The 11768-nt window shown below is 49.7% G+C and carries 11 protein-coding genes; all 11 read left to right on the top strand.

Annotated features, from left to right (window positions below; genetic code table 11):
- Positions 1–2: 2 nt before the first annotated feature.
- The 11 genes from I2B62_RS17510 (at position 3) to I2B62_RS17460 (ending at position 11718) form a co-directional block, all read left to right on the top strand.
- A complete protein-coding gene (locus tag I2B62_RS17510) occupies positions 3–311 on the top strand; it encodes a hypothetical protein (RefSeq protein WP_195270328.1) in 309 nt (102 codons plus the stop codon).
- Positions 283–636 (top strand): hypothetical protein, encoded by a 354-nt coding sequence (locus I2B62_RS17505; RefSeq protein ID WP_195270327.1) that lies wholly within the window; start codon positions 283–285, stop codon positions 634–636. The genes I2B62_RS17510 and I2B62_RS17505 overlap by 29 nt, the downstream gene beginning before the upstream one ends.
- Positions 633–995 (top strand): HK97 gp10 family phage protein, encoded by a 363-nt coding sequence (locus I2B62_RS17500; RefSeq protein WP_096920278.1) that lies wholly within the window; start codon positions 633–635, stop codon positions 993–995. Before I2B62_RS17505 ends, I2B62_RS17500 begins: the two co-directional genes overlap by 4 nt.
- Positions 992–1324, top strand: coding sequence for a hypothetical protein (locus tag I2B62_RS17495; protein WP_195270326.1), 333 nt, complete (start codon positions 992–994; stop codon positions 1322–1324). The genes I2B62_RS17500 and I2B62_RS17495 overlap by 4 nt, the downstream gene beginning before the upstream one ends.
- Before the next feature lie 2 nt (positions 1325–1326).
- Positions 1327–1923 (top strand): major tail protein, encoded by a 597-nt coding sequence (locus tag I2B62_RS17490; RefSeq protein WP_195270325.1) that lies wholly within the window; start codon positions 1327–1329, stop codon positions 1921–1923.
- Between the two features lie 10 nt (positions 1924–1933).
- Entirely contained in the window at positions 1934–2398 is a 465-nt protein-coding gene (locus I2B62_RS17485; protein WP_195270324.1) for a hypothetical protein, read from the top strand.
- Positions 2399–2592: 194 nt separating this feature from the next.
- Positions 2593–5349, top strand: coding sequence for a phage tail tape measure protein (locus tag I2B62_RS17480; RefSeq protein WP_195270323.1), 2757 nt, complete (start codon positions 2593–2595; stop codon positions 5347–5349).
- Positions 5349–6089 carry a phage tail family protein gene (locus tag I2B62_RS17475; protein WP_195270322.1) on the top strand — a complete coding sequence of 247 codons (741 nt, stop codon included), beginning with the start codon at positions 5349–5351 and terminating at the stop codon, positions 6087–6089. The genes I2B62_RS17480 and I2B62_RS17475 overlap by 1 nt, the downstream gene beginning before the upstream one ends.
- Positions 6090–6106: 17 nt before the next feature.
- On the top strand, positions 6107–6367 hold the full coding sequence (locus tag I2B62_RS17470; RefSeq protein WP_195270321.1) for a hypothetical protein: 261 nt from the start codon (positions 6107–6109) through the stop codon (positions 6365–6367).
- Positions 6367–6759, top strand: coding sequence for a hypothetical protein (locus I2B62_RS17465; protein ID WP_195270320.1), 393 nt, complete (start codon positions 6367–6369; stop codon positions 6757–6759). The genes I2B62_RS17470 and I2B62_RS17465 overlap by 1 nt, the downstream gene beginning before the upstream one ends.
- A gap of 24 nt (positions 6760–6783) precedes the next feature.
- Positions 6784–11718, top strand: a complete 4935-nt coding sequence (locus I2B62_RS17460; protein WP_195270319.1) for a phage tail spike protein — start codon at positions 6784–6786, stop codon at positions 11716–11718.
- Positions 11719–11768 lie beyond the last annotated feature (50 nt).

Here is an 11768-nt window from a genome sequence, read left to right as displayed (position 1 = left end):
TGATGGCATTACCTGAAGGTCTTTTGGAAGCTGTAAAGAATTATGTGGACATGACCTGGGAGGACCCGGAAAGCGAAAAAAAGCTTTCCGGGATCATCGCCCGGGGCATGGCCTATATCAATCGAATCGCCGGCAGCGAGCAGGACTTTACTGAAGAGGCAAAGCCCCGTGAGCTGCTTTTTGATTATGTAAGATACGTCCGGGCAGGCGCCCTGGACGAATATGCTAAAAACTATCTGTCAGAGCTGCTGGCCCTGCAGATGGACAGGAAGGTGGAACGCTATGCCGATCAGCAAACGCCCGCAGAATGAAGCGCTGTTTAACGACGGCGTGCTGACGGTCTGTGCTGTGGTAAAAAACCGGATCACCCGGATAAAGATTGACGGGCTCCGGTACGGTGAAAAAACCGTGGGCTTCAACCGCTTCTTTGGTGCGAAAGCCGCTGATATCAATATTGACCGCGTACTCAGGCTGCCCAGGCACCCGGAGCTGTCCCAGGATGACATCCTGATCATGGACGGGATTCAATACCGGATCGTGCTGCTGCAGCGTAAGGATACGGCCCCTTTAAGTTATGACGCTACCATCGAGCGGCAGATACCGCCAAAGGTGGACGAAAGAGAGGCATCGCTATGACAAAAGTACGCGCTGAAGACTTTGCATCGGCGCTTGTTAAGGCCTTAAAGGACTATACCTCTGAAATTGAAGAGGACTTAGAGGACCTGAAAGAAGATAACGCCACCCAAGCGGTTAAGGAACTCAAAGCATCCAGCCCTAAGAAAACCGGTGATTACAACAAGGGATGGACCAAAACAAAGGAGGGAGCTGGATGGTACGTGCACAACCGGACGAACTATCAACTTACCCACCTGCTTGAGAAAGGCCACGCCAGACGAGACGGAGGTCGCGTGCCGCCAAAGGTGCATATCGCGCCCATTGAAGAAAAATACGTCCGAACTTTTGAAGACGGCATTATTAAGAGGTTTCAAAAATGACATTACAAGCATTAGAAGTTCTTTTAAAAACGACGGGCATGCCCGTGGCGTACCATCATTGGGAAGTGGGCGAGGTGCCGCCGCTGCCTTATCTGATTTACTACGAGGACAGCAGCGATTCTTTCTATGCGGACAACCGCGTTTACCAGCAAGTGATTGGCGTGACGGTTGAACTCTACACGGACCGGAAAGATCCGGCCATTGAGGAAAAACTGGAAACGGTCATGGATCACAACGACATCGCCTACACCACCTATGAAAGCTATCTGGAGTCCGAGCAGATGTATCTGCACGGCTATGAATTTGAAATTTTGAAAAGGAGTGAATGATTATGCCAAACACACCCAAAGAACAGAAAGTCAACTATGGGCTTAAAAACGCCTATTTTGCCACCATCACCGAAGCCGAGGACGGCGCCTTCACCTATGGTACCCCGATCCGGCTTCCTGGATCCGTTGAGCTGACCCTGGAGCCCCGAGGCGATATGATTGAATTTTACGCAGATGACATGCTGTATTTCAGCGCGCCGAATAACCAGGGGTATGATGGCACCTTTACAGTAGCCAATATTCCCACCGCTTTTGCGACTGAGTGCCTGGGTGAAGTGATCGACGAAACCGACCAGGTGGTTACCGAAGTCCAGGGTGCCAAGCCGAAAGGCTTTGCCCTGCTGTTTGAGTTCGATAATGACATCAAAGCGACCCGGCACGTGCTCTATAACTGCAAAGCCAGCCGGCCAACCGTTTCTTCCAGCACCAGCACCGATTCCGTCGAACCTGGCACCAGCGAGCTGAGCTTTGTGGCCAGCGCCCGCCCGTCTGACCGGAATGTGAAGACCAAAACCACCCAGGGAACGCCGGCCGATATTTACGATGCCTGGTACGAAAAAGTTTATGAAAAGGCGGTTACGCCGCCGTCAGGATCCTAGGGAGTAGGCCATGCAGAAGATTGTAGAGATTGACGGAAAACAGGTGTTGCTGGAATCCAATGCCGCCACGCCCATAAAATACAAAAAGCAGTTCGGGAAAGACTACTTTGCCGAACTGTTTAAACTGGTGAAATCTATTGGCGCAAACATGCCGGAAACACCGGATATCAACAGCAACGAGGATCCGTCGGCAGAGCAAGCCGCCGACGCAGAGGGGATAAAAGTCGTCGAAACACTTGACATTGGGGCCATGTCCTGGGAATCCCTGGACCGGCTGGACTTTGAGCCGCTTTATAACATTGTCTGGACCTTAGCCAAAACAGCGGATAAAAGCCTGTCGGATCCGGAAACCTGGCTGGAAGGCTTTGACACCTTCCCGCTCATGGACATCCTCACCGACGCGGTGGAGCTCATCGGCCACAGCATTGAATCTAAAAAAAAATCGACGATGCCAGCGCTGGTGAAGAACCATTAACCACTGAGTCTTTTTTATACCTGTGCAAGCAGGTCGGCATTGACGCCGAGGACATGGAAGGCATGACCATCGGCATGTGCATGGACTATGTTTATGAATTCATTGAAAACAACAAGCCGGAAAAAGAGAAAAAGAAAAAAGTGCGCAAAGCGACACAGGCCGATTTTGACCGGTTTTAGAAGGGAGGGACAGCCATGGCAGGAAGCCGGATAAAAGGGATCAGCATTGAATTTAACGGCGAGACCAAAGGCCTTGACAAGGCACTGAAGAGTGTCAACGATCGGGCTGCCAAGGTCGGCAGTGAGCTGAAAGATGTTGAACGGCTGCTGAAATTTGACCCAGGGAACACAGAATTGATCGCCCAAAAACAAAAGCTGTTGAGCGATCAGATTGCCATTACCACGGAAAAGCTCAGCCAGCTTAAGAGTGCTGAGAGTCAGGTTGAAGCCCAGTTTAAAAGCGGTGAAATCGGCGCGGAACAGTACCGCGGATTTAAGCGGGAAATCGAGGCGACCGAAGGCGCGCTAAACGGTTATATTAACCAGGTGACCAGTATGGTCTCCGAACAGGAGCGCCTGGCCACCAACACAAAACGTCTGGAAACCCTGTTTAAGGCAACGGATTCCAGCGTAGAGGATTTTGCGGATGTGCTGGGTACCCGAACTGTGAACGCCATCCGAAACGGAACCGCCAGCGCGGACCAGCTGGACGCTGCCATCAACAAGATCGGTAAGGCTGCCCTGGGATCCGATGCGGATCTGAGCAAAATGAAAGCAGCACTGGACCAGGTGGATGATGGGCAGTCTCTTGACAATGTAAAAAATGATCTGAAAGAGATGTCTGTGCAGGCCAATACAACCGCTGATGAGCTTGAAAAAATTGGCGGAAAGCTTGACGCTGGAAACTTAATGCAGGCCGGTGAAATTGTCGCGGAGGCAGGCCAAAAGTTAAAAGATTTTGGTAAAGCCTCACAAGATGCTTTCAGGGATGTTGACAGCGGTATGGATATTATCATCACAAAAACGGGTGCTACAGGTGATGCTATCGGAGAGTTTGAAGGTATTTACCAAAATCTTTATAAAAATCTGCCCATTGACGGATTTGAAAATATTGGTGAGGCCGTCGGTGAACTGAATACCCAGTTTGGATACACAGGCCCGGAACTTGAAAAGGCATCAGCGTATATGCTTAAATTTGCAGAGATTAACGGAGCGGATGTTACCAACTCGACCATACAGGCCAAACAGGCGATTGAAGCTTACGGGCTTTCAAGCAGCGATTTAAGTATGGTATTAGATTCTGTGACATCAACTGCCCAGGGAACGGGTCAAAGCGTTGATAGTCTCTTTGAAAGCGCAGTAAAGGGCGCACCGCAGATCAAGGCTCTTGGATTAGAGTTTTCACAAGGCGTTGAACTCCTAGGCCAGTTTGAAAAGGCCGGGGTTGACAGTGATGCAGCCCTATCCAGTTTATCAAAAGCAAGTGTGAATTATGCCAAAAATGGGAAATCTCTATCTCAGGGACTTTCAGAAACACAAGCAGCCATCTTAGGGGCAAAAGATGAAACAGAAGCTCTTACAATTGCCAGCGAAGTATTTGGTACTAAAGGGGCAACACGAATGGTTGATGCTATCCAAAGGGGAACACTTAACCTTGATGAACTGGCAAATTCCGCGACAAATAGCGCGGGTGTCGTCGGACAAACCTTTGAAGATACCCTTGATCCCATTGACCGGCAAGATCTTGCTTTAAAAAATGCACGCGCAGCGATGGCAGAATTTGGCGCCGCCATCGCAGAAGCGCTTCAGCCATTGGCGAATGTTTTAATTCCGATTCTTCAGGCAATTTCAAAAGGCTTTAGTCAGCTACCAGGCCCAGTTCAGACAATCATTGTTGTTCTCGGCTTACTTGTCGTGGCGTTTTCGGCATTAATGCCAGTGTTTATGATGGTTCAAGGGGCAATGGCAGCCACGGGTCTTAGTTTTACAGCAATGATGGCCCCTTTGCTTCCTATTATTGCAATAATCGCCGGGATCGTTGCGGCTATTACAGCGGTCATCCTGATCATTCAAAACTGGGGCGCTATCACCGATTGGATCAGTGAAAAGCTTGGGCAGCTCGGAGAATGGTGGAGCGGCGTGTGTCAAGGCATTTCTGATGCTGCTGGCGGACTGGTCAGCGGCGTCCAGAGTACTTTTCAAGGCTGGGGAGAAAACATCAGCTCTTGGGCACAGGGCGTCAAAGAAAGTGTTCAAAACAAGTGGTCGGAAATGTGTCAGGGCGTCCAAAATATCACCAGTACGGCCAAGGAAGTGAACAGCAGCCTCTGGGGCGCGCTGACCTCCTTTATGAAAGGCGATACCGAAGGCATGAAAAACAACCTTATGAATATTTGGAACATGCTGCCTGGCGGCATTCAGGAAAAGCTGGTCAACGCGTACAATGTGGTGCGAGATAAATTTAACGCCATCAAGGACGCGGTGATCAGCCCGGTGCAGAACGTTGTAGATCGCGTAAGAGGCTTCTTTGACACCATTCGCGGGATCTTAAGTGGTAACTTGCCCTTTCCGCACATTAAACTCCCCCATTTCAATGTATCGGGGAACTTTAGTCTGAATCCACCATCTATCCCACATTTTAGTGTGGACTGGTTTGCCAAAGGCGGGATTTTAACAAAGCCGACCATCTTTGGCGCCAACGGAAATAAACTGCTGGGCGGCGGCGAGAAAGGAAAAGAAGCGGTCGCCCCCATCTCTGTTTTGCAGGGTTATGTCCAGGACGCGGTTAACAGAAGCAACGCCGAAATGGCAGCGACTTTGCAGGCCATTTTGGCCATGCTGAATCTTTATTTTCCCGAATTTGCGCAAAAGTACAACCTACAGCTGGATGAAGCCGGGTTGGTGAAACTAGTTTCCAATAGCCAGGCGTTGATAATGAAAGGGGTAAGATAATGAAACTGAACGGAGTGGATATCAAAACCTTTGGCGCAGTGCTGAAGCACTATGTCATCCAGCCCTGCGAGATAACAAAAAAAAGCGAGTGGCCGCCCGGAAGCCTGTTGCCCGTTGGGATGGACAGCTTTGAAACAGCATTCAAGACACTTTCGGTTAGTCTGGTGTTTATGCGGCACAGCACTGAAGCGGCTGCCGATCACGCCATCAGCAATCTGGCAAGCAAACTTCTGGGAAGTGTGGACATTGAGATTCCAGGACAGCCGCACCGCTTTAAGTGCGCGCTAAGCGGGACGCCTCAAAAAACCTACGCCGTTGAGTACGCCAAAATGGTGCCGACTTTTGAACTGCAATTCATCGGCTACGAATACGGAGACCAGCAGACCGAGACCCTCAACCGGGCAGCCACCAAGACTATCAACGTCTCCGGAAACGCCCTGACCCCCTGTGTCGTGGAGATCACCCCGGCGGCCGACATACCAGACTTGACCATTACGGGCCTGGGCTATGACCCGCAGAAAGATGCAGACCAGCCCATCAGCTTTACCAAGATTCAAAAGGGCGGCCAGAAAGTCATTGTTGACGGTGAAAAAGGCCTGGTCACCCTGGCAGACGGCAGCAACAAATATGGGGACACCGAACTGTGGCTGTTCCCCAGGCTGCGGCCGGGAGCCAACACCATCACCGTATCCCGGAACAACGTGGATATTACATTGCGGTACTGTCCGCGATTCATTTAAAAAAGGAGAAAAACAAAATGCTGAAAATAAACGAAAAAAGAACCATCGAATTAACCGGAGCAACCGAAGTGGAACTGGGAAAAAATACCGGAGCCGTTCAGATCATGAACCGGGAAGCCAAAATAACCGATACAGGCGGTCTGACCTATAACACGTACGAATTAAACCAGGAAGCGATTAAGGCAAATGCCGACACCGTAAACGCCGAAACCGTCGAGTTTTTAACAAAAATCACCGCCCTTTTAACCGGAGCGGACAATAACGGAGGACAAGCATAATGGAATTAACCAACAGAGAATTAATTGACATCACCAACGCCTTACAGGCCGCTGCGGAAAAGACCTATCCGGTCCGCGTAGCTTTTGCCATCGGGAAGAATTTAAAGGTGCTTAAGGCCGAATACCAGGACTACGCCGAAACCAAGGCCGCCCTGGGCAAGAAATACGCCAAGCGGGATGATAAGGGACAGATTATCCAGGATCCCCAGGGCAATGCGGCCATCCAGGACGGCAGGATGCAGGAATACCTGGAAGAGCTGGACCAGCTTCTGGACGAAAAAGTAACCGTCAACTTCCGCTTAATCGAATTTAAGGACATCGCAAGCCGCGAAGATCTTACCGGGAACGACCTGTATGGTCTCCAGATCATGTTAACTGGCGAACCGGAGTAAAGAGAATGAAAGGAGCTGGAGCCGATGTTTTTACAGCTCTATAACAGGAGCCACGAAAAGGTGGCTGGGCTGGCCGTCGGGGGAGCCGCCCAGATCGAGAGCGTTTTATCCACGGGCGATAAAACGCTCTCTTTTTCATATCCCCTTAACCAGGCCGCCGGGCTGGTCAATGAGGCCTATTTAAGGACCGAAACCGATGAGTTTGTGATCAAGGAGGTGCTGCCCGATAGCAGCAACGCCTGGGTGAGCGTCAAGGCCGTCCTGAACGTGGAAACCCTCCAGGGACAATGCTGGCCGAAGTTTGAGAGCGTGGAGCAGAAAATAGACGACAGCCTGACACTGGCCATTGCCGGAACCGGGTGGACCATTGGCAGCTGCACGGTCACCAAACGGCGGACCATCCGGAAAACCGGGTGCAGCACCTGGGAGATCATCAGCCAGGCCCGGAAAACCTACAACTGTGACATCTGGTTTGACAGCCTGGAAAAGAAAATACACATTGCCGAAAAGCGGGGACAGGATAAGGGAGCCTATTTTACCGACAACCTGAACCTCAAACGCCTGGCCATCCAAAGCACCAGCTACGATTTTTGTACCCGTATCCGCGCCGAGGGCAAGGACGGCCTGACCTTCGCAGACATCAACGGCGGCAAGAACTACGTGGAAAACCACCAGTACAGTGACAAGAACCTGGAAATCTACTGGAAAGACGAACGCTATACGGTGGCCGAAAGCCTCAAGGAGGACGCCGAAGCAAAGCTTAACGAACTCAGCAAGCCCGTGGTGGCCTACTCTGGGGATATTCTCGACCTTGCAAAAGCCCGTCCAAAAACCTACAGGATTTTAGACTATGGCCTGGGGGATACCGTGGAGCTGGTGGACAGCACCACCGGCACCAAAGAAAAGCAGCGGATTGTCAAGATAGTGGAATATCCCGACGAACCCGAAAAGAATACATGTGAGTTTGCCAACCGCACCGCCTCCTTCGAGGAACTCCAGCAGGAGCAGAACGAGGTCAACAGTACGGTTAATAACATCACCGCCGACGATGGCACCATTTCCCCATCGGCCCTTGATCTGGACGCGATCACCATTCATGTTCAAAACATTTACGCCCAGGAGCTCAACGCGGTAAAAGCCCGAATTGGCGAGCTGGAGACCACCACCCTGAAAGCCACCGAGGCCATTATCAATACGGCCAAGATCGAGGAACTGCTGGCCGGGAAAGCCACCATTTTAGACCTCAACGCCTTAACGGCCCGGGTAGAGGTAGCTGAGATCAAAGTAGGCTACGTGGACACCCTTGTTTCAGACGTGGCCGACATCAAGACGCTGGTTAATGGGAATCTGACATCTGTGAACATTCAGGCAGGCGGGATCACCTCAGATAGCCTGACCATCCGTAACGGCTTCATCACCAACGCCATGATCGGCAGTGTCGAGGCCGGGAAGATCACCACGGGTATTTTAAATACCAGTCTGGTCACCGTACAGGGAGCCGACGGCCGTATGGCCATCAAAGATAACACCATCCAGATCAAGGACGCCAGCCGCGTGCGGGTACAGATCGGCAAAGATGCCGCCGGGGATTATTCCATGTATGTATGGGACGCAAACGGCGCATTAATGTTTGACGCGGCCGGGCTGCACGCCCCCGGAATAAAATCCGGCATTATAAGAAATGACATGGTGGCCGACAACGCCGGGATCGCAGGCACCAAGATCGACATTGTAAGCTTAATCACCAGTATTAACGGCAATACCACGAAAATTGACAGCACCGTGATTAAAATGGACAGCAGCGGCCAAACCCTCAACCTGGCCTTTAACACCCTTAAAACCACCGCAGAAACGGCCAAAAGCACCACCGAAACCCACACCACCCAGATCAATGCCATCAACGGCAAAATCGACACGCTTATTCAGGATACGACCATCATAAAAGACGGCCAGACCGTTAAGCTCAAAGACGAATATAACAAGACTGTGGCCACCGTGGGCGGCATCCAGACCACCATCGGAAACCAGCAGACCACCATTGCCAACTTGACCAACGACTTAAATAACCTGTCCATTGGCGGGCGGAACTACATTTTAAACACCGCGTTTTTGGAAGGGACAACAGGTTTTTTACCGAATCAAAGTGTTGCGCTAAGCATCATAAAGGAAGGGGAAAAAGATGTCTTAAAGGTAGTTTCCAGCCAAGGGAGCAGTACCCCGGGAATCAGATTTTCCATTACTTTAGAAGAAGGTGGGAAATATTTGCTCTCATTTATTGGTAAAGGCATCGGTCAGGCAGGCGGTTCGATGGCTCTTTATAATGAGCAGTTAACAGAATACTATGACGCACAAACATATTCCATTAGCACCACAGCATACACCCGTCAAAAAACAGTTTTAAACGTACCAAAAGCTGGAAAATATTATATTGTTATATGTTGGTCTGCAAATGGGACAGAAAGAGGACTGTTATTCCAAAACAGCAGTTTGAAATTTGAAAAGGGAACAAAGCCGACCGACTGGACACCCGCGCCAGAAGATGCGCAAGGCCAGATCACCGAGGTAAAAACCCAGCAGGCCACTTTCCAGCAGACCCTTAACGGCTTTTCCACAACGGTCAGCAGTTTACAGACCGCGGTAAACAGCAAAGCTGACGGCAGCACCGTCAATACCCTTAGCAATCGGATTACCGCTATGGAAACGAATCTGGATGGGTTTAAGACGACCGTATCCAGCACCTACCAGACAAAGAATATACCAGACACCCGAAACACCAACCAGCCGCCATCGTGGTATTTTGCCAATTATCCGCGGCAAACTGCGACAGAGTTTAAAAACCGCTCAATACTGGGTGCGCCGGGTGGCGCGACCTACGGCACTTTGACCACCCACATTTCATGGGGGGATAAATCAGGCGGGTATCCGACACAAGTGTTTAAAAGCAGCGACGGCACCTTTGAACGCATTGGGACGTCCGACAGTGCGTGGAGCGCATGGAAGCAGGTAGAAGACACCGCGGGGGCGCAGAATAAGGCCGATACGGTAAAGAACTATGTCCTTGCCAACTACAGCACCACCACGGCCATGAACAGCGCTATCGACCAGAAAGCCAACCAGATAACCTTGAGTGTCAGTCAGACCTACACCACCAAGACAGAATTTAATAACAGCGCGGTTAAGCAGTTTAATAACTTTTCCAGAACCGGAAATTTAACCGGCTGGTCACCGGCGGCCAACGCATCCGGCCTTAACGGGGTTAAGCTACAGACTAACAGCACCTATAATTGGGTCGGCGCTGTTACGACCAGCGGAAACGTAGAAATCTATTCTGATTTTTACGAAGTGGATGCCAATAAGTCTTATAAGCTGGGCCTTACCATCAATAAGCCAGCAGCGACAGGACAAATCTATTTTGGGATTACCTGCTACAACGCCAGTAAACAGGCAGTAGGCGTGTACACCGGAACATCCACAACGCTGAATACCAACTTTTACTATTATGCTACCAGCGCCGTCATTGGCGGGTGGCTGAATTTAGAGGGCTATTTAATGGCCAGCAACATCGACCGGGCAAAGCTGCCAGCTGGAAAAAATGTGTCACTCTGTGCGGTGATGCACCCCACAACAAAGTATGTACGCATCCGGTTTTTGAATTACTACAACAGCGGGACATCAAGCACAATGTATTTTGCGCACCCGTTTATCATGGATGCAGAAAATAGCCAGGGCTTAATTGAAACAAGGGTATCGACAGCCGAACAGAAATTAACGGCCACCAGCCTGATTACGACCATCACCACCGGGATTAACGGCGGCACCAAGTTTACCACCACAAAATTTACAATGGACAATACCGGGCTGACCATTAAGGGCGGCGGCCTGCGGATTCAAAACAATGCGGGCACCAATGTGTTATGGGCAGACACCAACGGGAATTTACAGCAGCGCGGCGATTTCTACAACTATGACAGCGCCGGAAAACTGAGAGCTTCCATGACAAACAGCGCTGTGAATTTTTATGATACCAACGGTACCTTTATATCGAATATGGGTGCGACATATATGGGCACAAATACTAGTAATAAAGGAATCCGGTTTTACACGTCCAACGAAGGAAAATATTTTTCATGGTCTTTTGAGAACAGTGCAACGCCGGGATCTGCTGCGGTAGGTATGCTCTATGCAAAAGAAGATGTAAGCGGCTGGACAAAAGGGCTGCACATTGAAGATTCCCTTTACGTACAAAATGGAACAAAAATCTCTTGCAATGCATCAGAGTATATAATAATGAACACACCTGGATATGGGAACTTTAACTGTATCGGAAACCTGTTACTGAGGTCAGACGGTTATATTTCTTTGGGGACAAAAACTTCCAATACGTTACTCCTAAGGGCAAATAATGATGAAGTCCGAATGTTCCGAAATATTTTTATGAATGACCATTCCAGTATTATGCATATCGGGGCTGCCTGTGATCTGTATAATGTTGGAACAAGTGATTTCTTTATCCGAAATTCAAACAATCTGCATATATGCTGCAACAGCGGGGTGTCAATTAATAATTATGGAAACAGTGGATGGACAGAGGTAAGGGCTTCAAATTTTTCTTCTGTTTCACAAGAAAGATACAAGACAAATATTCGTGAATATACGGGAGTTCTCTCAATCATGCGTCATAGTAGGATTTATGAATACAACCTTAAAACAGATCTTGAACGAGGCATTGTTAATAAAAATTATGGTTTCATTATCGAACGGGAAACCCCCGAACAGGTAACCGACCATGATAATATCGCGATTAATCTGTATTCAATGGCCGGGATAAACTGGCAGGCAACCAAAGAAATCATTCAGGAAAACGACCTGCGCGATGCCAAAATCGAACATTTACAGCGCGAAATAGGTGAGCTTAAAAGCAAAATTTGGCAGCTGGAGCAGCGGTTAAGCGTTGCATAGAAAAGAGGTGTTATAGGTGGACAGAACAGGGCCGGGAGGCCCTTTTAGTA

Origin of the sequence: Eubacterium sp. 1001713B170207_170306_E7, from assembly GCF_015547515.1 — a bacterium.
Taxonomy (GTDB): domain Bacteria; phylum Bacillota; class Clostridia; order Eubacteriales; family Eubacteriaceae; genus Eubacterium.
This window is presented reverse-complemented; position numbering and strand designations above follow the sequence as displayed.

Coding starts and splice junctions, on each gene's coding strand:
- I2B62_RS17510 (WP_195270328.1), top strand. CDS start 3: ATGGCATTACCTGAAGGTCTTTTGGAAGCTGTAAAGAATTATGTGGAC.
- I2B62_RS17505 (WP_195270327.1), top strand. CDS start 283: ATGCCGATCAGCAAACGCCCGCAGAATGAAGCGCTGTTTAACGACGGC.
- I2B62_RS17500 (WP_096920278.1), top strand. CDS start 633: ATGACAAAAGTACGCGCTGAAGACTTTGCATCGGCGCTTGTTAAGGCC.
- I2B62_RS17495 (WP_195270326.1), top strand. CDS start 992: ATGACATTACAAGCATTAGAAGTTCTTTTAAAAACGACGGGCATGCCC.
- I2B62_RS17490 (WP_195270325.1), top strand. CDS start 1,327: ATGCCAAACACACCCAAAGAACAGAAAGTCAACTATGGGCTTAAAAAC.
- I2B62_RS17485 (WP_195270324.1), top strand. CDS start 1,934: ATGCAGAAGATTGTAGAGATTGACGGAAAACAGGTGTTGCTGGAATCC.
- I2B62_RS17480 (WP_195270323.1), top strand. CDS start 2,593: ATGGCAGGAAGCCGGATAAAAGGGATCAGCATTGAATTTAACGGCGAG.
- I2B62_RS17475 (WP_195270322.1), top strand. CDS start 5,349: ATGAAACTGAACGGAGTGGATATCAAAACCTTTGGCGCAGTGCTGAAG.
- I2B62_RS17470 (WP_195270321.1), top strand. CDS start 6,107: ATGCTGAAAATAAACGAAAAAAGAACCATCGAATTAACCGGAGCAACC.
- I2B62_RS17465 (WP_195270320.1), top strand. CDS start 6,367: ATGGAATTAACCAACAGAGAATTAATTGACATCACCAACGCCTTACAG.
- I2B62_RS17460 (WP_195270319.1), top strand. CDS start 6,784: ATGTTTTTACAGCTCTATAACAGGAGCCACGAAAAGGTGGCTGGGCTG.